Annotated in this window: 19 protein-coding genes, 1 riboswitch and 1 other annotated feature; of the genes, 15 read left to right on the forward strand and 4 right to left on the reverse strand. The window is 44.2% G+C overall.

What is annotated here, in order from left to right; translation table 11 throughout:
• The first annotated feature begins 1 nt into the window (after nt 1).
• The gene (locus L1D23_RS15880) at nt 2–538 is read left to right on the forward strand and encodes a DUF3833 domain-containing protein (protein ID WP_239868091.1); all 537 of its coding nucleotides are present in this window, start codon (nt 2–4) and stop codon (nt 536–538) included.
• Nucleotides 539–622: 84 nt separating this feature from the next.
• On the opposite strand, the gene purB is transcribed toward L1D23_RS15880, so the two are convergent.
• From purB to mnmA, 3 genes are all read right to left on the reverse strand, one after another.
• Nucleotides 623–1,993, reverse strand: coding sequence for an adenylosuccinate lyase (gene purB, locus L1D23_RS15885; protein WP_239868094.1), 1,371 nt, complete (start codon nt 1,991–1,993; stop codon nt 623–625).
• Nucleotides 1,994–2,142: 149 nt separating this feature from the next.
• On the reverse strand, nt 2,143–2,760 hold the full coding sequence (hflD, locus tag L1D23_RS15890; RefSeq protein WP_239836720.1) for a high frequency lysogenization protein HflD: 618 nt from the start codon (nt 2,758–2,760) through the stop codon (nt 2,143–2,145).
• A 26-nt stretch (nt 2,761–2,786) separates the two neighbouring features.
• Nucleotides 2,787–3,908 (reverse strand): tRNA 2-thiouridine(34) synthase MnmA, encoded by a 1,122-nt coding sequence (gene mnmA, locus L1D23_RS15895; protein ID WP_239868098.1) that lies wholly within the window; start codon nt 3,906–3,908, stop codon nt 2,787–2,789.
• 193 nt (nt 3,909–4,101) lie between these two features.
• Here mnmA and L1D23_RS15900 point away from each other — a divergent pair, with 193 nt between their 5' ends.
• Nucleotides 4,102–4,371: a hypothetical protein gene (locus L1D23_RS15900; protein WP_239836718.1), complete on the forward strand. Its 270-nt coding sequence runs from the start codon at nt 4,102–4,104 to the stop codon at nt 4,369–4,371.
• A gap of 207 nt (nt 4,372–4,578) precedes the next feature.
• Nucleotides 4,579–5,883 carry an inosine/guanosine kinase gene (locus tag L1D23_RS15905; protein WP_239868101.1) on the forward strand — a complete coding sequence of 435 codons (1,305 nt, stop codon included), beginning with the start codon at nt 4,579–4,581 and terminating at the stop codon, nt 5,881–5,883.
• Between the two features lie 92 nt (nt 5,884–5,975).
• Here L1D23_RS15905 and L1D23_RS15910 read toward each other — a convergent pair whose 3' ends face one another.
• Nucleotides 5,976–6,383 (reverse strand): H-NS family nucleoid-associated regulatory protein, encoded by a 408-nt coding sequence (locus tag L1D23_RS15910; protein ID WP_239836716.1) that lies wholly within the window; start codon nt 6,381–6,383, stop codon nt 5,976–5,978.
• Nucleotides 6,384–6,989: 606 nt separating this feature from the next.
• Nucleotides 6,990–7,172, forward strand: a riboswitch (Lysine riboswitch).
• Between the two features lie 115 nt (nt 7,173–7,287).
• Here L1D23_RS15910 and L1D23_RS15915 point away from each other — a divergent pair.
• The 12 genes from L1D23_RS15915 to L1D23_RS15970 all read left to right on the forward strand — a co-directional run bounded on the left by L1D23_RS15915 (nt 7,288) and on the right by L1D23_RS15970 (nt 23,594).
• Nucleotides 7,288–8,889: a Na+/H+ antiporter NhaC family protein gene (locus L1D23_RS15915; protein ID WP_239868104.1), complete on the forward strand. Its 1,602-nt coding sequence runs from the start codon at nt 7,288–7,290 to the stop codon at nt 8,887–8,889.
• Nucleotides 8,890–9,063: 174 nt separating this feature from the next.
• Nucleotides 9,064–9,199, forward strand: a sequence feature (His leader region).
• A 40-nt stretch (nt 9,200–9,239) separates the two neighbouring features.
• Entirely contained in the window at nt 9,240–10,136 is an 897-nt protein-coding gene (gene hisG, locus L1D23_RS15920) for an ATP phosphoribosyltransferase (RefSeq protein ID WP_239868107.1), read from the forward strand.
• A 5-nt stretch (nt 10,137–10,141) separates the two neighbouring features.
• Nucleotides 10,142–11,434 carry a histidinol dehydrogenase gene (gene hisD, locus L1D23_RS15925; RefSeq protein WP_239868110.1) on the forward strand — a complete coding sequence of 431 codons (1,293 nt, stop codon included), beginning with the start codon at nt 10,142–10,144 and terminating at the stop codon, nt 11,432–11,434.
• Between the two features lie 12 nt (nt 11,435–11,446).
• Nucleotides 11,447–12,487: a histidinol-phosphate transaminase gene (hisC, locus tag L1D23_RS15930; RefSeq protein WP_239868114.1), complete on the forward strand. Its 1,041-nt coding sequence runs from the start codon at nt 11,447–11,449 to the stop codon at nt 12,485–12,487.
• A gap of 69 nt (nt 12,488–12,556) precedes the next feature.
• Nucleotides 12,557–13,630 carry a bifunctional histidinol-phosphatase/imidazoleglycerol-phosphate dehydratase HisB gene (gene hisB, locus L1D23_RS15935; protein ID WP_239868118.1) on the forward strand — a complete coding sequence of 358 codons (1,074 nt, stop codon included), beginning with the start codon at nt 12,557–12,559 and terminating at the stop codon, nt 13,628–13,630.
• Nucleotides 13,631–13,656: 26 nt separating this feature from the next.
• Nucleotides 13,657–14,271, forward strand: a complete 615-nt coding sequence (hisH, locus tag L1D23_RS15940; protein WP_239868121.1) for an imidazole glycerol phosphate synthase subunit HisH — start codon at nt 13,657–13,659, stop codon at nt 14,269–14,271.
• 12 nt (nt 14,272–14,283) lie between these two features.
• The gene (gene hisA, locus L1D23_RS15945; RefSeq protein WP_239868124.1) at nt 14,284–15,021 is read left to right on the forward strand and encodes a 1-(5-phosphoribosyl)-5-[(5-phosphoribosylamino)methylideneamino]imidazole-4-carboxamide isomerase; all 738 of its coding nucleotides are present in this window, start codon (nt 14,284–14,286) and stop codon (nt 15,019–15,021) included.
• The gene (gene hisF / locus L1D23_RS15950; protein ID WP_239868127.1) at nt 15,003–15,776 is read left to right on the forward strand and encodes an imidazole glycerol phosphate synthase subunit HisF; all 774 of its coding nucleotides are present in this window, start codon (nt 15,003–15,005) and stop codon (nt 15,774–15,776) included. The genes hisA and hisF overlap by 19 nt, the downstream gene beginning before the upstream one ends.
• Nucleotides 15,773–16,408 carry a bifunctional phosphoribosyl-AMP cyclohydrolase/phosphoribosyl-ATP diphosphatase HisIE gene (hisIE, locus tag L1D23_RS15955; protein ID WP_239868130.1) on the forward strand — a complete coding sequence of 212 codons (636 nt, stop codon included), beginning with the start codon at nt 15,773–15,775 and terminating at the stop codon, nt 16,406–16,408. Before hisF ends, hisIE begins: the two co-directional genes overlap by 4 nt.
• Nucleotides 16,409–16,652: 244 nt before the next feature.
• Nucleotides 16,653–17,858, forward strand: a complete 1,206-nt coding sequence (locus L1D23_RS15960; RefSeq protein ID WP_239868133.1) for an EAL domain-containing response regulator — start codon at nt 16,653–16,655, stop codon at nt 17,856–17,858.
• A complete protein-coding gene (locus tag L1D23_RS15965; RefSeq protein WP_239868134.1) occupies nt 17,855–22,651 on the forward strand; it encodes a PAS domain S-box protein in 4,797 nt (1,598 codons plus the stop codon). The genes L1D23_RS15960 and L1D23_RS15965 overlap by 4 nt, the downstream gene beginning before the upstream one ends.
• Nucleotides 22,652–22,670: 19 nt before the next feature.
• Entirely contained in the window at nt 22,671–23,594 is a 924-nt protein-coding gene (locus L1D23_RS15970; protein WP_239868157.1) for a diguanylate cyclase, read from the forward strand.
• The last annotated feature ends 4 nt before the right edge of the window (nt 23,595–23,598 follow it).

Raw genomic sequence — 23,598 nt, forward strand, 5'->3', positions numbered from 1 at the left:
CATGCGAAAAATGAAAACGGCCATCATCGGTGTACTTTTAACGATACTTATCGGTTGTTCGACAGAAGTTTCTGAATATAAAGGAAATATGCCAGCTTTTAATCTATTTGAGTACTTTGAGGGTGAAGTGACCGCTTGGGGAATGGTTCAAGATTATACCAATAAACAGCAGCGCCGTTTTAAGGTTGACATCGTTGGCACTATTAATGGAGATACCATAACTCTCGTTGAAGACTTTGTGTTTGATGATGGTGAGCTTGACCAGAGAATTTGGAAAATTAAGCGACTAAGTGACAGCACTTATGAGGGGGAAGCGGGGGATATATTGGGTATTGCGCAAGGTAAAGAAGCAGGTAATGCGCTCCACTGGGTATACGACTTTGAGCTGACCCTTGATGATTCAAAGGTGAAGGTCACTTTTGATGATTGGTTATTCAGACAGGACGATCGACATGTATTTAATATCACCAGTATTCGTAAGTTGGGTGTTGAAGTCGGTCAAATCACTTTGTTCTTTCAAAAACGGACACCGAATTAACTCGATAGCTTTCAGGTAATTGGGAGTCAAAAAGAAAGGGTTGACGTTGTTACGTCAACCCTGTTGTTTTTATACCGTGTTCTATTACAGCTTATCTGTCAATTCAATCGCTTGACCGATGTAGTTAGCTGGCGTCATCTCTTTCAGACGTGCTTTCTCGTGCTCAGGAAGCTCAAGACCATCGATAAAGTTACGCATTGCTTCGCCATCTACACGCTTGCCACGAGTTAGCTCTTTTAGCTTCTCGTATGGCTTCTCGATACCGTAGCGGCGCATTACTGTTTGTACAGGTTCTGCTAGCACTTCCCAGTTTTGGTCTAGCTCTGCAAGTAGCGCTTCACGGTTAACTTCTAGCTTGCTGATACCTTTCAGAGTAGAAGTGTATGCGATGATCGCGTAGCCAACACCCACACCTAAGTTACGTAGCACTGTCGAATCAGTTAGATCACGCTGCCAGCGAGAAATTGGTAGTTTCTGCGCTAGGTGGCCGAATATCGCGTTTGCAAGACCAAGGTTGCCTTCTGAGTTTTCAAAGTCGATTGGGTTAACTTTGTGAGGCATTGTGGATGAGCCGATCTCACCAGCGATCGTTTTCTGTTTGAAGTGACCCAGTGCAATGTAGCCCCAAATGTCACGGTCGAAGTCGATTAGGATTGTGTTGAAACGTGCAACTGCATCGAATAGTTCAGCGATGTAATCGTGTGGTTCGATTTGAGTTGTGTATGGGTTCCAAGTTACGCCTAGAGACTCAGTGATAAACTCTTCAGAGAACTGGTGCCAATTAACTTCTGGGTAAGCAGAAAGGTGAGCGTTGTAGTTACCTACAGCACCGTTGATCTTACCAAGGATTTCAACGTTCGCGATTTGCTTGTATTGACGCTCCATACGGTACGCCACGTTTGCCATCTCTTTACCCATTGTTGATGGAGAAGCAGGCTGACCGTGTGTGCGAGATAGAAGAGGGATGTCGCGGTACTCAACAGCAAGTGCTTTGATAGCATCGATGATGTTTTGGATTTCAGGAAGAATCACTTCGTCACGAGCTTCTTTCAGCATTAGAGCGTGAGACGTGTTGTTGATGTCTTCTGATGTACATGCAAAGTGGATGAACTCGTTTACCGCGTGAAGCTCAGGAACACCAGCTACTTTCTCTTTTAGAAAATACTCAACCGCTTTAACGTCGTGGTTAGTGGTACGTTCGATTTCTTTGATGCGCGCTGCGTCCTCTTCCGAGAAGTTGGCTGCTAACTCATCAAGGAACTGGTTTGCTTCTGCACTGAAAGCTGGTACTTCTTTGATTGCATCAGTGGCTGCTAGCTTTTGCAACCAACGAATTTCAACGATAGAGCGGTACTTTAGAAGGCCGAACTCGCTAAAAATGCTGCGAAGTGCAATGGTCTTACTTCCGTAACGGCCGTCTACTGGCGAAACAGCAGTCAATGCTGACAGTTCCATGATGTTCTCCTGAATTGAGTGTCTAAATTTCGTGAGCTTTATACCAATAACTTACGCAATTGTCACGCACATTGCGCAAACGTTTGCTTTGGGTCTGTTCTGGTAGAAAAAATACGCTCGCGTCGTGACGCGAGCGGTATGATTAAGTCTTACATTCTGGCGAGTAGGATTTGAGCTTGTTCAACCATCTTTTTACGCCCGAAGATAAGGTGACGGCGCTTGCCTCCGACTTGACGCCAAAGCACTGCGCTTCGAATACCCGATAGCAGCAATGCTCTAACCTTGTGCTGGTTACCTGTCTGCTGTAGGACAGAAGGGGTACCCGTGACTTGGATTCTAGGACCAATTGGGCTAATGACATCGAGATAGATACTGGCCAAGTTGCTGATCATTTGGTCGTCAAGCAACTCAAAGTGATCAAGCTGTCTTTCGATCATCTGGATACGATCACCAAGTTGAGACATTGCATCGTTACGGCCACTCAGCTTACGTTCTAACGCCATCAGGCTAATAATGTAGCGAGTAATTTCACTACCAGTAGGGGTACTATCAATGCCTTTCACTAGGCACTCAAGTCCTAGCTTTAAATCCGACTCACGACCATAAACACTAACGGTGTTGCTTGGGTTAATGTTGAGGATCGCTTTTAGTGACGTTTCAAACGCATCAGAGTCACAGTGACCATTTTTCGCGACCTGTTGAACCAGAGCGACAGCTTGGCAAATTCCTGCAAATGCGATGGTACGATCGTAAAGTGCGTTAGCCACGTAGTAATACTCCTAAATGCGTTGAATTAAATTCGTTCTTCAATGATGCCGCCACCTAAGCAGACATCGTCTTTATAAAATACCGCTGACTGACCAGGAGTCACGGCGACCTGGGGATCGTCGAAAATTACTTTGATCGTTTCATCATCAATAGGGATGAGAGTACATGGAATATCTGTCTGACGGTAACGCGTTTTCACGCTGCACTGAACAGGTGCTTTGATGACTTCACGGTCTACCCAGTGTAGTTGAGAGGCAATTAGCCCTTGAGACTTTAGTAATGGATGATCAGCGCCTTGAACCGCGATAAGTACGTTACGCTTTAAATCTTTATCAGCAACGTACCAAGGATCTTCATTGCCGCCACCACCTTTCTGGCCACCAATATGCAGGCCTTTACGTTGTCCCAAAGTGTGATACATCAGACCTTGGTGCTCACCGATCACTTTACCTTCCGGTGTTTCTATCTTACCTGGTTGTGCCGGTAAATAGCGTGACAAGAAGTCGGTGAATTTACGCTCACCGATGAAGCAGATTCCGGTTGAGTCTTTTTTCTTAGCGGTAATCAAATCTTGCTCTTCTGCAATACGACGTACTTCAGGCTTTTCTAGTTCACCGACAGGGAAAAGACTGCGAGCGATTTGCTCACTGCTGAGTGTGTACAAGAAATAGCTTTGATCTTTATTACCATCAAGGCCACGAAGCATTTGAGGTTTTTCGCCGTTTTCAGGGAAAGTACGGCGTACGTAGTGACCCATTGCGATGTAGTCGGCATCGAGCACTTCATCGGCGAATTCAAGAAAAGCTTTGAACTTGATTTCTTTGTTACAAAGGATATCTGGGTTAGGGGTGCGGCCAGCTTTGTATTCTGCCAAAAAGTATTCAAAAACGTTGTCCCAGTACTCTGCAGCAAAGTTGATGGTGTGCAGATGAATACCTAGCTTGTCACAAACCGCTTGTGCATCGGCCAAGTCTTCTGCAGCTGTACAGTATTCTTCGTTATCGTCTTCTTCCCAGTTCTTCATGAACAGTCCTTCGACCTGATAGCCCTGTTGTTTCAGAAGATACGCGGAAACGGATGAGTCGACACCGCCAGACATGCCGACGATAACTTTCTTTTTACTGTTGTCAGTACAGTTCTCAGACATTACTAAACACCACACAATTTAACTGGAGGCAGATCTTAACAGAAAGCGTTTCGAGGTGACAGTTCCGAGATCGAACTCACACTTCGATTTTGCTGCAATTTTACTCGCACGTAACTGAAATCTACGATTTTATGACTATAGACAGCCTATATATGGCATAGTTGACGAAATTCAAGTTAAACAAGGTGTAAACATGAGTGATGATAACCAATTCATGTCGGAAGCAGAGCTGATTGAGATTGTTGAAAATCAGCTTGAAGATGGTGAGCCGCTGAAGGTTAAAGAAACGCTAATGCGATTGATGATGACGGGAACACCAAAAGACGAAGCCATAGCGATGATGGCTTGTGCTGTTTCGATTGAAATATTTGATGTCATGAAAAACGAGGGTAAATTCAACTTAAAGCGCTACTCTGAGCACTTAGACAGGCTCCCCGATATAGGGTTTATGGAAGGCGAATAAGCCTCCATTTAGGTACCCAATGTGCCACTCAAATAGAGCTGGCATATTTTTCATACAGACCCTTGAAGGGTTTTATGAGTCCCTCTTATTTATTACATCAAGATTAAATTTTAGTGGCAAACGTTTGCTATAATTCCAGTTATTGCCGCGTTAGGTAGTGCGAGGTAGAATCCGGCATCCTTTCATCCCTTACTCAGAATATTTGTTATGAAGTTTCCTGGCCAACGAAAATCTAAGCACTATTTTCCTGTGCATGCGCGTGACCCTTTAGTGAGTCAATCTCAAGAAAGCAAGAAAATGTCCAGCACGCACATTATTGGTATTGACCAAACTTTGGTCGATATTGAAGCGAAAGTAAGCTCGGAGCTTATTGAGAAATACAAGCTGAGTAAAGGTCACTCATTAGTCATAGATGATGCTACTGCAGAAGCGCTTTATAATGAGTTGAAAGATAATGCCCTCATCACCAATGAATATGCTGGTGGGACGATCGGTAATACACTTCATAACTATTCTGTTCTGGCCGATGATCGTTCAACACTTTTGGGTGTCATGAGCCAAGATATTAAGATCGGAAGTTACGGCTTTCGCTATTTGTGCAACACTTCAAGCCGGATGGATTTGAATTACCTTCAAGGTGTTGATGGTGCAATTGGTCGGTGTTTTGCTCTCATTTCTGATGATGGTGAACGGACGTTTGCTATTAGCGAAGGTCAGATGAATCAATTACATCCAAGTAGTATTCCTGAAACGATTTTCGAGAATGCCTCTGCTTTAGTATTAACCGCCTATTTAGTGCGTTGCAAAGAAGGCGACCCAATGCCGGAAGCGACGATGAAAGCCATTGAATATGCGAAGAAATACAATGTGCCAGTCGTTCTTACTCTCGGAACGAAATTCGTGATTCAAGATGATCCTGTATTCTGGCAAGACTTTTTGCGTGACCACGTTAGCGTCGTAGCAATGAATGAGGATGAAGCTGAGGCGTTAACGGGTGAGTCCGATCCGTTAGCGGCGTCAGATAAGACATTGGAGTGGGTAGATTTGGTTCTCTGTACCGCCGGTCCTGTGGGTCTATTTATGGCAGGTTATACTGAGGAAGCGGCTAAGCGTCAGACTTCTCTACCATTACTTCCAGGTAGTATTGCTGAATTTAATCGTTTTGAATTTAGTCGTCCAGCAGCGAAAGCGGCCTGTGAGAACCCAATTAAGGTGTATTCGCATATTTCACCTTACATGGGGGGGCCAGAAAAAATTAAAAATACTAATGGGGCAGGTGATGCAGCATTGTCCGCGTTATTGCATGATATGGCTGCGAATAAATACCATAAAGAAAATGTGCCTAATTCAAGTAAGCATGCACATACGTTCTTGACATATTCGTCATTCTCTCAGGTTTGCAAATATTCAAATCGTGCTAGTTATGAGGTTTTAGTTCAGCATTCACCACGCCTATCACGAGGCTTGCCAGAGCGTGAAGATAGTTTAGAAGAAGCATATTGGGAACGTTAATTCAGTAATAATTAATTACAAAAAAACCTCGCATAGCGAGGTTTTTTTTACAATACAAAAGTGTTTATTAAAAACACTTCTATAAATTTCAATTAGATCAGGAAGTCATCAAGTGATTTACCTGCATCTAGCTGTTCTTGGATTGCTGAAGGTGTACGACCTTGACCTGTCCATGTTTTTTCTTCGCCGTTAGCATCTACATATTTGTATTTTGCTGGGCGTGGAGCGCGTTTTGATTTCTGTTTACCAGTAGCTTCACCTGCTAGAGCTGAAATAACCATGTCTTTATCTAGACCTAGTTGCTTAATTTGCTCAGCAATATCTGCCAATTTTGCTTCTTGTGCTGCTTTGGCTTCACGCTCTGCTTCTTCCGCTTCTTTTCGTTCAGCTACAACAGTTGATAATTTGTCTAGAGCTTCCTCTAGTTGTTCCAAGGTAAGCTCACGCGCAAATGCTCGTAGGCTACGAATGTTTAATAGAGTTTTTGTTAGTTCCGACATGTAATTTCCCACTTAATTAAGGAGCCGATGAAATAAATATTAAACCCGTATTATTCGCAATACAATATTTTCCAGTTAAATTGTTATAAAAACTATTAATTAATCGCCTAAGGATTAGAGTAATGAGACCTTTCTTATTAACTGATGAATTCTTGTTGCATAGAATATCGTTGGTTTTGTGATTTTGACAATACTGATAGAGGATAAGTTTCATACACTAATGATATTTATTTTATATCATAAAAATAAGTTGGATTATCCTTTTGTCATGACATTATCAAGATAGTAACAAATCTTCTTTAATTCATATTTTTTCTCACTAAATGCTGATTTTTTTCTTCACTTTACGAGCGTAATCGAAGATGTACATCGAAAAGACCGAGTTGATGAATAAATAGGAAGGGTCATCGCTCACCCGTTATGATATTAGTTGAGCTTAAATGGTATGAGCAGAAACTTTATGCACAGAAGAAGAAAAATCATTAATGCTTAATTGGGTAAGATGTATTGCAATGGGGCTTTCGATCAGTACAATGGGCGCCACCTAATGCGATGTGTTGGTTAAATTGTTGTTAAAACTGTTTTTCAGTAGTTTAAAATATCAACTGTCGCGGTAGAGGTGCGAAATAAATCAGTAGTATTTGTTGGGGTGATGCCAATGAACAGATATGAAAGGTTGTTTTGCCGAAGTGAGTATTCATATCAACGGTGCTTGCTGGGGTTACACTCGAAAGGGGTAACACTGCCATAGTCTATAATTTTGTAAAACTATGGAGCGCTACTGTAGGGCAGGGTGGAGTTTTCGCTTCCCTTTCGCTTAGTTCAACATAAATTGTTTGATACTCATTTCTTTCAATTTATCTGCAGTAGATCTCTAACCATTTATTACTGGTTTTTGAAGATCATGAATTTAATTGATTTTGCAACATCTCCGATTTCTTTGCTACCTCCATTGGTTGCACTGAGTTTGGCGATTATTACTCGTCGTGTATTGGTGTCTTTAGGTGTGGGTATCACTTTGGGCGCTGTCCTTCTTAACGATTACTCTCTGGGTAATACACTCAGCTATGTAGGCTCAACGGTATCGAGTGTCTTCATTGAAGACGGCGGTATTAATACATGGAATATGAGTATCGTTGGTTTCCTACTTTTACTTGGTATGATGACGGCGTTACTGACGTTATCGGGTGGTACCCGTGCTTTCGCCGAATGGGCGCAATCTCGCGTTAAAAGTAAACGTGGTTCCAAATTACTCGCGGCTTTTCTAGGCGTATTTATTTTTGTTGATGACTATTTTAACAGCCTAGCCGTTGGTGCGATTTCTCGTCCTGTCACAGACCGCTTCTATGTGTCTCGAGCTAAATTGGCTTACATCTTAGACTCAACCGCAGCACCAATGTGTGTGATTATGCCTGCATCAAGCTGGGGCGCGTATATCATGACGATTATTGGTGGCATTCTCGTTTCACATGGCATTACTGAGTATTCCGCTCTTGGCGCGTATGTGCGTCTTATTCCAATGAACTTCTATGCGGTATTTGCATTGCTGATGGTGTTTGCCGTTGCTTGGTTTGGCCTTGATATTGGTAAAATGCGTAATCACGAAATTGCGGCCTCACAAGGCCATGGTTTTGAGAAAGAGCAAGCGAATGATTCACAGGAAGCTCATGAAATCAATGAAGAGTTAGATATTCAAGAGAGCGAAGGCGGTAAAGTTTCAGACTTGGTTTTGCCGATCGTATTCCTGATTGTTGCGACCATTGCTTCTATGTTATACACCGGCGGTCAAGCTTTGGCTGCTGATGGCAAGGCATTTAATATTCTAGGTGCCTTTGAAAACACCGATGTAGGCACCTCGTTAATTTATGGTGGCCTTGTTGGTTTAGCTATCGCACTGTTTACGGTATTTAAGCAAGGTATTGCGGTAAGCGAGATCACACGCACACTATGGATTGGTGCAAAATCAATGTTTGGTGCCATTTTGATCTTAGTTTTTGCTTGGACTATTGGCTCAGTGATTGGTGATATGAATACGGGTAAATACCTGTCGACATTGGCGCAAGGTAATATAAATCCACATTGGCTGCCAGTTATTCTATTCCTACTCTCTGGCCTTATGGCATTTTCTACCGGTACGTCATGGGGGACATTTGGCATCATGCTTCCAATTGCCGGTGATATGGCTGGCGCAACGGATCTTGCTTTGATGTTGCCTATGCTAAGTGCTGTATTAGCTGGTTCAGTATTTGGTGACCACTGCTCGCCAATTTCTGATACGACGATTCTGTCTTCAACAGGGGCTCGTTGTAACCATATTGATCATGTGGCGACCCAGTTACCTTATGCGCTTTCAGTGGCTGCTGTATCTTGTATTGGTTTTATCACATTGGGGATGACGGCTTCCGTAGGAATTTCATTTGCCGCTTCAGCCGTTGCCTTCTTTGGCGTTTGTGTATTGTTGTCAATTCTTTCAAGAGCCAAGATAGAAAGCTGTCATAACGCTTAATGAATTGAACTCAATAAAGAACTTAAAAGGGAGCGAAAGCTCCTTTTTATTTGTCTAATACAAATTTTAAAAATCTTTAATTTTTAGTTGAAAAATAGTTTTTCCTTGGTTAGTGTGGTTATCAAGCAAGCGAACTGAAGAGCTTATAAGTATGCGTAATTTTGTAATGAACATTCATCACCATCATCACCCAGTCTAGTCTTTCGGGAGATGTACGCATACCCGGGGGACAGGAAACTCCCGGAGGCAGAAATCGCAAACTACAAGATTTAGAACCCTCGGGAGACTACTCTTCCGAGGGTTTTTTAGTTTTAACGATTTAAGAATTAATTTGCACAGGGATAAAAGCAATGCAAACACAACGCCTAAGAATCGCAATCCAAAAGAAAGGTCGCCTTAGTAAAGAGAGCCAAGCTCTACTTAAAAAGTGTGGCGTTAAATTCAACGTTATGGGTGAACGCCTTGTCGTTCACTCTGAAAATATGCCAATTGATTTGCTTTTGGTTCGTGACGACGATATTCCGGGTTTGATTATGGATGGTGTCGTTGACCTAGGCTTTATTGGTGAAAATGAATTAGAAGAAGTTCGCCTCGACCGTAAAGCATTGGGCGAACCATCGGAATTTATCCAACTTCGTCGGCTTGATTTCGGTGGCTGCCGTTTGTCTATCGCAATTGACAAAGACGAAGAGTACAACGGCCCTCAAGATCTTGCTGGTAAGCGCATCGCAACTACATACCCACAGCTGCTAAAAGCTTACATGGATGAAGCGGGTGTCCCATTCTCAACATGTATGCTGACAGGCTCAGTAGAAGTTGCCCCTCGCGCGGGTCTTGCAGATGCGATCGCTGACTTAGTGTCTACTGGTGCAACATTGGAAGCTAACGGTCTAAAAGAAGCAGAAATCATCTTCAAATCAAAAGCAACGTTGATTCAACGTACCGGTGAATTCGATGCAGACAAAGTCGCGCTAATCGAAAAACTGTTGACTCGAATGCAGGGTGTACAGCAAGCGAAAGAGTCGAAGTACATCATGCTACACGCTCCAACGGATAAGCTAGACCAAATCAAGTCATTGCTACCTGGTGCGGAAGATCCAACTGTATTACCTCTCTCTGCGGACCAACAGAAAGTGGCTGTTCATTTGGTGAGTACCGAGAACCTGTTCTGGGAAACCATGGAACAACTGAAAGAACTGGGTGCGAGCTCAATTCTGGTACTTCCAATTGAGAAAATGATGGAGTAATCGCCATGAGAACCGTCGTATGGCAATCGCTAAGTGAAACGCAGCAAGATTCTATTTTAGAGCGTCCGGCAATAACTGAAGGTGCGAACATCACGGCTGCGGTTTCTGAAGTTATCGCGAAAGTTCGTAATGAGGGCGATTTGGCCCTGCTTGAATTGACTGAGAAGTTTGACCGTGTGAAGCCGGAATCCATTCGAGTGTCGGCTCAAGAGATTGAGGAAGCGTCAGCGCGCCTTTCGGAGAAGATGAAGAATGCACTTGAGCAAGCTTATGCCAACATCTCTAAGTTTCACAAAGCGCAAAAGCCACAACCTATCAAAGTAGAAACTCAACCGGGTGTACTTTGTGAGCAAGTAACTCGCCCAATTCAAAAAGTGGGCTTGTACATTCCGGGTGGCAGCGCGCCATTGCCATCGACGGTTTTGATGCTTGGCGTCCCTGCGAAGATTGCGGGCTGTCGCAAAGTGGTGTTGTGTTCTCCACCACCAATCGCAGACGAAATTTTGTATGTTGCTCAGCTGTGCGGCATTGATGAAGTATACAACGTCGGTGGTGGCCAAGCCGTTGCTGCGATGGCTTATGGCACAGAAACGGTATCCAAAGTTGATAAGATTTTTGGTCCGGGTAACGCTTACGTGACTGAAGCAAAACGTCAGGTGAGCAATGATTTTCGCGGTGCGGCGATTGACATGCCAGCGGGTCCTTCAGAAGTACTGGTTTTGGCCGATGAAACTGCGGACCCTGATTTTATTGCTGCCGACCTGCTAAGCCAAGCAGAGCACGGCCCTGACTCTCAAGTAGTGCTTGTGACGCCTTCACCTGTGATTGCGGACCAAGTCACTGACGCAGTTCAGCGCCAACTCAAAGAGCTATCGCGTGCGGATATTGCTGAGAAGGCACTCGCTTCAAGTTTGGTTATCATCGCAGAGTCGTTGACTCAATCGGTCTCCATCTCGAATTACTACGGTCCTGAGCACTTGATTGTTCAGACCAAGAACCCTCGCGAGCTTCTACCTTTACTCGATAATGCAGGTTCCATCTTCCTAGGGGATTGGTCACCAGAGTCGGCGGGTGATTACGCATCGGGTACTAACCACGTTCTCCCTACTTACGGTTACACTCGTACGTATTCAAGCTTAGGCTTGGCGGATTTCTCTAAGCGTATGACGGTTCAAGAACTGTCTGCTGATGGTCTAAAAAACCTTGCTCCAACAGTGGTGACCATGGCTGAAGCAGAAGGTTTGGATGCACACAAACGTGCCGTGACTATTCGTGTAGAAAAACTGGCAGCTAAGTAAGAGGGTAATGAGATGGAAAAGCTAGCGCGTAAACAGGTCCAACAACTGACCCCTTATTTATCAGCTCGTCGTATCGGTGGTACGGGTGATGTATGGCTGAACGCCAACGAATCGCCATTCAACAATGAATACAAAACAGATTTTGCTCGTCTTAATCGTTACAGCGAATGCCAACCGAAGGAATTGATTTCTGCTTACGCTGCGTATGCAGGGGTGAAACCAGAACAAACGCTGACTTCTCGCGGTGCAGATGAAGGCATCGAGTTACTGATTCGTGCATTCTGTGAACCAGGCGAAGATGCGATTCTTTACTGTCCACCAACTTACGGTATGTACTCTATCAGCGCTGAAACCATTGGTGTAGAGCGAAAAACCGTGCCGCTAACATCAGATTGGCAACTAGACCTTGCTGGCATCGAAGCTAGTCTGGATAACGTTAAACTGGTTTTCGTATGTTCACCAAACAACCCTACGGGTAACTTGGTTAAGCGTGAAGACATTGTCTCTCTGCTTGAAATGACAAAAGACCGTGCAATCGTGGTGATGGACGAAGCGTACATTGATTTCTGCCCAGAAGCGTCAACGGTAGATTTACTGGCGCAATACCCGAATCTTGCAATTCTGCGTACTCTGTCTAAAGCTTTTGCCCTTGCGGGTTTGCGTTGTGGATTTACGCTTGCGAGCGAAGAGCTGATTAATGTACTTCTTAAAGTTATCGCACCATACCCAGTACCAGTTCCTGTTGCTGAAATTGCTACCCAAGCGCTTTCTGAAGCCGGCCTAGCGAGAGCAAAATTCCAAGTTCTCGATTTGAACGCGAACCGTGCTTATTTGCAGGTGGGCTTGTCGATGATTCCGGGCTTGGAAGTCTTTGAAGGATGGGGTAACTACCTATTGGTTAAATTCCCAGATGGTAATGATCTTTTCAAAGCTGCTTGGGAAACAGGCATTATCTTGCGTAACTCGCCAATTGAGAACTGCGTACGTATCAGTGTCGGTAACCGCGACGAGTGCGAAAAAACACTCGGATTTATTAGAAACTACTACTCATAAGTAGAGATAAAAATTAATTGCTTTCGCTGACTAGCGGGGGCGCCAAAGATTAGCAATAAGGAAGTTCGAGTGAGCAAACAACAAAAAATCCTTTTTATTGACCGTGATGGCACCTTAATTGTTGAGCCGCCGGTTGATTTTCAAGTAGACCGCTTAGATAAGCTAAAGTTAGAGCCATTTGTTATCCCAAGTCTGCTGTCGTTGCAGGATGCAGGATACCGTTTAGTGATGGTTACGAACCAAGATGGTTTGGGTACCGACAGCTACCCACAAGCTGATTTTGATGCACCACACAACATGATGATGGAGATCTTTGAATCTCAAGGTGTGAAGTTTGATGACGTGCTGATTTGTCCTCACTTCGATGAAGATAACTGCTCTTGCCGTAAGCCTAAATTGGGTTTGGTAAAAGAGTACCTTCAAGGTGGCAAAGTGGATTTCCAAAACTCTGTTGTGATTGGCGATCGTCAAACCGATCTTCAACTTGCCGAAAACATGGCAATTCGCGGCATTCAATACAACCCAGAAACCATGGGTTGGAAACAGATCCTCAAAGATCTCACGGTGAAGGCGCGTGTTGCTGAAGTGGTTCGTACTACGAAAGAAACTGATATTAAAGTCGCGGTAAATCTTGATGACCAAGGCGGTAATGATATTTCTACAGGCCTAGGCTTTTTTGACCACATGCTAGATCAAATTGCGACGCACGGTGGATTTAAGATGGTGTGTAAGGTGGAGGGTGACCTACACATTGACGATCATCACTCAGTGGAAGATACCGCACTTGCGTTGGGTCAAGCGCTGAAAGAAGCGCTAGGTGATAAGCGTGGTATTGGCCGCTTTGGCTTTAGCCTGCCAATGGATGAGTGTTTGGCGCAATGTGCTCTAGACCTGTCAGGGCGTCCTTACCTTAAGTTCGACGCGAAGTTCAGCCGTGAGCAAGTCGGTGACCTTTCAACCGAGATGGTGGTTCACTTCTTCCGCTCTCTAACTGACACCCTAGCGTGTACGCTGCACCTTTCTTCTGATGGCGACAATGATCACCACATCATTGAGAGTCTATTTAAAGCGTTTGGTCGTACTCTGCGCCAAGCAATCAAAGTAGAAGGCACTGAGCTACCAAGTAGTAAAGGCGTGCTGTAAGGCTAACGCTAGCAAGGAGAAAAACAGTGACAGAGCAGAAAGTTGTCATTATCGATACTGGCTGTGCCAACGTTTCTTCGGTGAAGTTTGCCATTGAACGCCTAGGCTATGACGTAACGATTTCAAAAGACCCACAAGTTGTATTGTCGGCAGATAAGCTATTCCTACCGGGTGTAGGAACCGCCAGTGAAGCAATGAAAAACCTAGCTGAGCGTGACCTTATCAGCTTGGTAAAACAGGTAGAAAAGCCGCTGCTAGGTATCTGTTTAGGCATGCAACTGTTGGGCAAAGTGTCTCAAGAGAAAGGCCAGAAAGCAGGTGAGTTGGTTGAGTGTCTTGGACTTTGTGATGGCGAAGTGAAGCTACTACAAACTGGCGACTTGCCGCTGCCGCATATGGGCTGGAACACAGTCTCCGCAAAATCAGGCAACCCGCTGTTCAAAGGTATTGAAGAAGGCGAGTACTTCTACTTTGTACACAGTTTTGCCATGCCAGTAGGGGACTACACCATTGCAGAATGTGAATACGGCAACCCGTTCACGGCAGCGGTGCAAAGCGGTAATTACTACGGCGTGCAATTCCACCCTGAGCGTTCTTCAAAAGCGGGCGCGAAGCTTATTCAAAACTTCTTAGAATTATAAAAGGGATTTAGTGTGATTATTCCAGCTCTTGATTTAATTGAAGGACAGGTGGTTCGTCTTTATCAAGGCGATTACGGCCAGGTAACAGAATACAAAGTTGACCCAGCAGAGCAGTTCACCTTGTACCACCAGGCAGGTGCTAACTGGCTGCACTTAGTCGATCTAACGGGTGCAAAAGACACAACAGCGCGCCAACTTGATTTGATTGCAAAGCTACTCGCAAGCACGCCAGCGAATATCCAAATCGGTGGTGGTGTGCGTACAGAGCAAGACGTGATTGATCTATTAGAAGCAGGTGCTCAGCGTGTTGTGGTTGGTTCGACAGCAGTAAAACAACCAGAGCTTGTAAAAGGTTGGATGGAAAAATACGGCGCAGAGAAAATCGTTCTCGCGCTAGACATCAACATCGATCAAGACGGTACACGTAAAGTGGCAATCTCCGGTTGGCAAGAAGATTCAGGCGTGACGATTGAAGCTCTGATCAATGATTACCTAACAGTAGATTTGCAGCACGTGCTTTGCACCGACATTTCTCGTGACGGTACGTTAGCGGGATCAAACGTAGAGCTTTACGTTGACCTATGTAAACAGTACCCACAAGTGCAGTTCCAATCTTCAGGCGGCATCGGCTCGCTAGCAGATATCGAAGCACTAAAAGGTAGTGGTGTGGTAGGCGTGATTGTCGGTCGAGCACTGTTAGATGGTAAGTTCACAGCAGAGGAGGCATTTGCATGCTGGCAAAGCGAATAATTCCATGTCTTGATGTTCGTGATGGACAAGTGGTGAAGGGCGTCCAGTTCCGTAACCACGAAATCATCGGCGACATCGTTCCTCTGGCACAACGTTATGCGGAAGAAGGCGCTGATGAGCTTGTGTTCTACGATATTACCGCTTCCAGTGATGGTCGTGTTGTCGATAAAAGTTGGGTGGCTCGCGTTGCAGAAGTAATTGATATCCCTTTCTGTGTCGCTGGTGGCATTAAATCAGCCGAAGATGCAGCACGCATTCTTGAGTTTGGTGCAGACAAGGTGTCTATCAACTCACCGGCATTGGCGAATCCGCAGTTGATTACTGACCTTGCGGATAAGTTTGGTGTTCAATGTATCGTGGTTGGCATCGACTCTTACTACGACAAAGAGACAGGCAAGTATCAGGTTTACCAGTTTACTGGCGATGAAGAACGCACCAAAGCGACCCAGTGGGAAACGCGTGATTGGGTGCAAGAAGTGCAAAAGCGTGGCGCTGGTGAAATCGTATTGAACATGATGAACCAAGACGGTGTGCGTAACGGTTACGATATCGATCAGCTAAACATGGTGCGTGAAGTGTGTAACGTACCGCTGATTGCATCAGGTGGTGCGGGTGCCATGGAGCACTTCGCAGAAGCTTACCAAAAAGCGAATGTCGATGGTGCGCTTGCCGCATCGGTATTCCACAAACAAGTCATCAACATTGGTGAACTAAAGCAGTATTTGAAACAACAAGGTATTGAGGTGCGACTATGAGTTTGAACACCACCGAAGTCAGTTCTCTAGCTGAGCGTATCAACTGGGACAAGGTGGATGGTTTAGTGCCTGCCATCGTACAAGATTTCCAATCAAGCCAAGTGCTGATGATGGGTTACATGAACCAAGATGCGTTGGCAAAAACGGATGAAACGGGTCAAGTGACGTTTTTCTCTCGTACCAAACAGCGTCTTTGGACCAAAGGTGAGACCTCAGGCAATGTATTGCAGTTAGTAAACATGCAGTTAGATTGCGATAACGATACGCTGCTGGTGAAAGTGAATCCCATTGGTCCTACGTGTCACTTGGGTAATCCCACTTGCTGGGATGTCGACCCACAAGAGGAGTCACAAATGGTGTGGCTTCATCAACTTGAGCAGTTATTGGCTGCCCGCAAGAGTGCCGACCCTGATTCCTCTTATACTGCCAACCTTTATTCCCGTGGCACCAAGCGTATTTCGCAGAAAGTGGGCGAAGAAGGCGTTGAAGTCGCGCTTGCGGCGACGTCGGGTGACAAGGCGGAGCTAGTATGTGAGTCAGCGGATTTGATTTACCACTTGCTGGTATTGCTTCAAGACCAAGGCCTATCGATGAATGATGTGGTCAACAAACTTAAAGAGCGTCATAAATAGCTTTTGGCCTTCGAGCAAAACCTAATCTTCTAAGTATACTCATCTCAACGTCTCCCCTGACTAAACCGTAAGTACGCCTTACGGTTTTTTTGTTGTAAACACCATCTTTATCGATCGTTTCTTTCGTTATCGCGTATATAAACTACTCTTCTTAAAAGGGCTTTTATGTTGCTACTTTTGTTGGTAAGAAGTTGTAGCGTAAGACGAAGTGAGGTTGTTGAGTTATGAGGAGGTCGGAGTGAAGGTGGCTCACGGCAAAAAAATAACGCTTATCGCAGATGATCAAAAAGTAGTGAGGCACACCCTGAAGCTCTGCTTACAAAATCTCGATTATCAGGATGTGCTAGAAGCATGTGATGGAAAAGAAGCCAAACAACTCGCAGTCGAGCACGATATTGATATCATCTTTTGTGACTTAAATATGCCAGTTGAAGATGGCTTTGAGGTGTTGCGATACTTAGGCGAAATCCATTTCAGTGGCAGTGTTATTTTAATCAGTGGCGAGGAAGAAGAGGTGTTATCTTCATCTTCGAACCTAGCCCGTCTTTACAAGCTCGACATTTTAGGTAGTTTGAAGAAACCCATCTCTTTTACTACGGTGAAAGATTTGATGTCACAGGTCGAAAAGTCAACAATATCAAGAATCAACAATCGTCCTCCCCCGGTTTTGAGTGCGGCATCGGTTCAACACTTTATTGATACGGGTTGCGTGAGGGCATTCTTTCAACCCCAGATAGAGTTGGAAACGGGTCGGGTCTGTGGCTTAGAAGTTTTGGCTCGTGTTGTGGATGAAGATGATAATATTATCCCTCCTGACAGTTTTATTCCCGTAGCAGAAAAGAATTTAGACTTCATTTTATCACTTACCAAAACCATTGTTCGAGCAGCCTTTTCTGATATAGCCAAACATTTCCAATCTCTTCAAGACATTACATTTTCCCTCAATATATCGGCAAAAGTTTTGGAAGACCAAGGTTTTACCAGTTGGCTGGACCAGGTTGCAAATGAATATCAAATTCCACAAGAAAACATTTTATGTGAGTTAACCGAAACAGCGCTGACTCATGATCAGGCGGCTATTAATACGCAATTACTTCGGCTAAGGCTACTTAAGTTTAATCTTTCAATCGATGATTTTGGTACAGGCTATTCTTCTATTGCTCAGCTTCACTCTATCCCTTTCAATGAACTTAAAGTAGACAAGCGCTTTGTGCTCGACTGTTTAACAAACACCAAGTCTCAAGCAATTCTCGAGCAAAGTGTTCGGATGGGTAAAGCAATGGGCATGAGTGTTGTAGCCGAAGGGGTCGAAAATCGTGAAGTTGAAGAGTTTTTAGTGTCTATCGGTTGCAACATTGCTCAAGGTTACTTGTATTCTAAACCAGACAAGTTGAGCTACATCCTTGCCTATATGAAGCGGTCAAATAGCATTTATGAGGATCGCTCATGAAGTTTTCTACCAAACTACCGTTACTGTTTTTTGTTTTTGGAGTGTTGATGTTGGGGGCGGTGACTCTGACATCTTGGAAAGGTAAAGACATTCTACAAGAGACGACGTTCACGAATATTGAAAGGGAAGCGGCGCTGCTTATCCGCCTTATTGAGCGTAACTTATTTGAGCGCTACCACGATGCTCAAGCGTTTCCTATGTCGTTAGGTGTGGTAGATAAAGAGCAGTTAGACTACGTGGCAACCAGTTCTTTGATGGCTGAAAACCTTAATAATTTTGTACAAAATTATAAAGTTTATCGACGGATACTTATTTTCGATTACGAAGGTAATATTCTTGCTAGTAATACAGAGAATGAATTTGGAAAAACGTTACCTAATCTCACACGTACCGCACGAGAGGTAAGAGAGACCCAGTGGTTTTCGGAAGCCATTTCTGGAATCACATTAGCCCCAGACAGCCCAAGAAGTAGTTATGTTTTTGGGCCTGAACGATATTTGATCGATGACAACCCTAATTCTTACGATATGGTTTTTGCCACGCTAATTTTAGACCGAGCTGGAGAGCCGGCGGGCCTTTGGGTAAATGTGGTTGATTTTAAAGCTGTAGAGGCCATTGTCTCTGATACATACGACCTGTTATCGAAACGTGGTTTCTTAAGTTCTGAGTTAACGATACTTGATAACAAGGGCCGGATAATTGTTGACTACGATCCGGTAGGACAAAGTGAAGCTGTCTATGAACGGGATTTCGAAGTTCTGAGCCAATTAAACTTAGCAACCAATGGTGTTGAGGGGGCAAGACTGGCGGTGTCAGGGCTGAGTGGCTCAAATGTGTCTACCCATTTTCGGAAACAAGTCGATCAGGTGACAGGATACGCCTACACCAATGGCGCTTATGACTACCCAGGTTTAGGTTGGTCCGCGTTAATACGTGTTGAAGTCAGCGAGGCATTCGCGGATTCGGAAAGTCTATACAAAAGCTCTTTTGCGCTGGCGGGCTTATTATTGACGCTCATCATCTTAGTCGCGTTTTATCTTGGGAAAAGAATCGCCAGACCGCTGAATGAATTATCTAAAGCAATCAACAGCTTAGCACATGGAGAGAAGGATGTGACTTTACCGGAAATATCCGGAAAAGATGAAATTGCTAAAATGGTTTCTGAGTTGAAAAACCTCAAAGAAATCGTTGTGGAGCGAGCTAAGCTAACCAAAGAAACGGATGAACAGCGTTTTCAATTAGAAATCCAAAGCCGCGCAATCGATTCGACAGCAACGGGTATTACGGTTGCAGATGTACGGTTGCCTGACTCACCAATCATATTTACTAATAAAGCGTTTGAAGATCTTACTGGGTATACACGAGATGAAGTCATCGGTCGCAATTGCCGATTCCTGCAAGGTAATGATACCGAGCAACCAGATATTGAGAAACTCAGGTATGCAATAGCCAATAAAGTATCTTGTTCGGTAGTGCTAAAGAACTACAAAAAAGACGGTACCTTGTTCTATAACAATTTACGTATCGACCCTGTATTTAATGATGATGGCGAACTCACTCATTACATTGGTGTTCAGACGGATATTACTGAAATTAAGAGGATTGAGGATCAAGCGAAAATTAAGCTTGAGGATGAAGTTGCCCGAAGAACCCAGCAAGCTCGTGATTCTGAAAGTCGCCTACGTACGGTTTTTGATACTGCGCTCGATGGTACGGTGGTGATTGATAATAAAGGCATTATCGTTGATGTTAACCGCTCGCTTGAAATGATTTTTGGTCGAATAAGAGAGGAGCTGGTTGGGGAAAATGTCAGCATTCTTATGCCTCCACACTATGCTGATGTTCATGACGGTTTCATTTCTAAGTACTTGTTAACTGGAAATAAAAAACTCATCGGGACACCACGCCAAGTAGAAGGGTTACATAAATCTGGTCGTGTATTTCCTATCGAGGTTTCTGTTGGGGAAACTTGGTTGGGAGATGCTCAGGTTTTTGTTGGCGTAGTTAAAGATATTACATTACAAGAAGAGACCAAACAGCGAGAGAAGAGACTACAGTCGGAATTACGCGAGCGGGAACTGGTCTACCGCGCCGCATTCAATCAGGCGGCAGTAGGTATTTGCCGAGTGGATCTTGATGGCAACTTTATCGAAGTAAACGATAAGATGTGTGAGATCTTCGGTTACAGTGAACCTGAGCTATTAGAGATGAGCTATCTCGATGTGACTCATCCTGAATACCGCGAAAAGAGCCAACATTTGGTAGGGCAACTAATCGGAAACGACAAGCGATCGTTCACTATCGATAAGCTCTACTTAAGTAAATCGGGGTCAGAGTTCTGGGCGACTATTTCAGTGTCCATCGTTTGCGAGGATGACACAGTACCCAAATATTTTGTGGCTGTTGTTGAAGATATCTCTAACCGAAAACGGATTGAAAAAGAGCTTCGCTCTGCAAAAGCTGTGCGAGACGAGTTATTACGAGGAATGCGTTTAGCCTCTGACGCTGGCGGTATCTGTAACTGGTCGTTAGACATTCAGTCACAGGCACTGCGCTGGGATGAAGGCATGTATCGCCTATATGGTATTGAACCTAATAAGCCAGTGTCCTATCCCGATTGGGAACAAAGCATACACCCTGATGACCGTGAAAGTGCAGTAACAAGCTTTAATCGCGCGGTTGAAGACGGTGATGTATATAACGCAGAGTTTCGAATTATTAACCAGGCTACAGGCACAATGCATTGGGTTAAGGCCGCTGGGGATGTAGTTGTCGATAAAGACTCTAATTTACGTCATGTCTTTGGTATTAACCTCGATATCACAGAAGAGAGAGAAGTTCAGGCCGCTCTCGAGAAAGAGAGTATTGCCGCAAAACAAGCGAATGAAGCCAAATCTCGCTTCCTCGCCACGATGAGCCATGAAATACGTACACCGATGAATGGTGTTATAGGCATGGTAGACCTTCTGAAAGAAACTGCTCTCGACTACGATCAAGGGAGAATGGTGAGCACCATTCGTGATTCGTCCTTCTCCTTACTGGAAATCATTAACGACATTCTCGATTTCTCGAAAATCGAATCGGGGCAGATGGAGTTAGATCCGACGGAAACTAACCCTCTTTATCTGATAGAAAAAACACTGGAGGCGCTGTGGTTAAGCGCTAATCAGAAAGGCGTTGATGTGTTTATGACATACGAGAGCCAAATTCCAGAATTTATACTTATAGATCCAGTTAGAACTCGCCAAATTATCCTTAATCTGCTTGGCAATGCCGTCAAGTTTAGTCAGTGCAAAGATAAATCGGGCTTAGTCAAAGTGGCGACGAGCTATGATAATGCACAGCAGCTTCTCTCGATCTCGGTAGAAGATAATGGCGTGGGTATGACAGAAGAGCAGCAATTGAAGCTGTTTAAGCCATTTACACAAGCTGACAGCTCAACCACAAGAAAGTTTGGTGGTACAGGGCTTGGTCTTAGCATTACTAAATCCTTCATTGATCTAATGGGGGGTAATATTGATGTCGAAAGCCGTATTGGTGAAGGAAGCAAATTTTCGTTTACGATTCCTGCTGCGCCATGCCGTACCCACTCAGTATTTGGTCGTTTTGATTTCTCTACGATAACGTTGGTTTTAGACATTGAAAATGCCAACCTCAAGCACATATGTGCTGAAATTCTAAGCAGCTTCGAGACACGAGATATTATTGTTGATGTTCAGTCATCGTTTACTTGGGAAGAGCATAAAGCGGTCTATTTAACCGACGATGATATCGCCAATGTGGCTCAAGGGCGTTCGCTGATACTCAGTGATAATCCGGCAGCAAAAGGGGGGTACATAGCGCCGGATAAGTATGGTGTTGGTACACACCCACTCAAGCCCAGTGAGCTAGTGATCGGTCTAGCTATCTTGACCGGTCAAGAAAGCCCAGATTTTGATTGGAGCGAAGCGATTACAGCTGAGAGCACCGATAACAGCGAAATTGATTGGGTGAATAATCAAGATATCACAATCCTATGCGCAGAGGATCAACCAACCAATCAGATGGTATTGGCGCAGCAGCTTACTAAGTTAGGTTATCGCTTTGATATGGTGGACAACGGGCGTGAGGCGCTTGAAAAATGGCAATCAAATGACTATGCGCTAGTGTTAACAGATTGCCATATGCCGGAAATGGATGGCTTTGAACTGACTTCAGAAATTCGCCGTATTGAGTCGGAAATGGTCAGTGAAAGGACTCTGATCATTGCCATTACTGCCAATGCGTTGGTCGGTGAAGCGGAACATTGTTTAGAAGCGGGAATGGATGACTATATTCCCAAGCCTGTTGAGCTTTCTACCCTAAGGAAAGTATTAGCACTTCGTTTACGTGGCAAATCACTACGCAAGCCGAAAGGTGACAGTGAGAACCAACTTGCTGAACCAGTCAAAACTCTTGATTTACCTGAAAATGACTCGAAGCCATTGATCGACTTAAATCACCTCAGTGAAGTGATCGGTAGCCGAGATGAAGAAATGACTCGAGCTGTTTTATCGATGTTTTGGGAAAGTGTGTCGCAGGATATCGAGAAAATGCAAGTAGCCTGCCAAGAGAACGACTTATCACAAGTTAAAAGTTTGTCTCATGGTGCGAAGGGGGCAGCAGCTTCCAGTGGGGCTTTATTACTGAGTGAGATCTTTCGTTCGATAGAAAAAAACAGCCATGATATTGAACACGTCGAGCAAGCGATAAAAGAAGTGGTCAATATGATGAAGAAAATACAGCAGCAGTTAGAGCGAGATAAAATCATCTAGCCGATGGCAAGGAGGTACTTTGTTAAACCTACATGTGATGGATCAAACGCCTTTTGCGACATTTTCTGAGGCGAGTCGTAGTACGCTGAAATACCTTAGAAATAAGTATGGGTATGGGGCTTGGATGATGACGCGTAAAAATGAGGATGAGTGGGTTATATTACAGGTTGAAGGAGATGGGTATCAAATCGACGAGTTAACGGTCATTAATTGGAATGACTCTATGTGCAGTCGCATGGTCAAAGGTGAAGGGCCTAGGTGGGCTCCTGATGTCGATGACATTCCATCTTATGTTGAAGCGCCAATTTATAGAGCGGAAAAAATTAAGTCATATGTTGGGATCCCAGTTTGTTTTGCCAATGGCGATCTGTTTGGCACCTTATGTGCGATTGATACAGTACCATCTGGTAGAATTCCTGCGGATGGTAAAGAAACTGTTGAATTAGTCTCTAAACTACTCTCAAGCCTATTGCAGTTAGAACTGCAAAATATAGCTTTATCTCGTAAGCAAATTAGTTTTTTACCTGAACCATTAAAAGATAACCAAACGGGTTTTTTAAACCGATTAGGGTGGTCAATATACTTGGAGAAGGAGGAGAGTAATGTTCGTGCAGTGGGGACTCCTCTGTATATTGTGGCTCTGGATGTGACCTTGCCTGGCAAAGAAAAGGGAGATGAGTATCAACAGTTGCTGGCTATTGTTGTATCTATCATTAATTCATCAGTCACTGATGAGGGGGTTATCGCCCGGCTTAGTGATAACATATTTACCATTTTGTTAGCGAATAGCTCAAATAAGCAGTTTCAACTTTGTCTGGATACACTAGAAAGGGAATTAACCGAGGCGAGTGTTGTCGCTCAAATTGGCTCTGAGAAACACAACTATACAGATAAGCTAGATGCGACGGTAATGAGTGCAATAAAAAGTGCACGATCGAGTTAAAAGA

This window comes from Vibrio sp. Isolate24, assembly GCF_022398215.1.
In the GTDB taxonomy this organism is placed as follows: domain Bacteria; phylum Pseudomonadota; class Gammaproteobacteria; order Enterobacterales; family Vibrionaceae; genus Vibrio; species Vibrio coralliilyticus_A.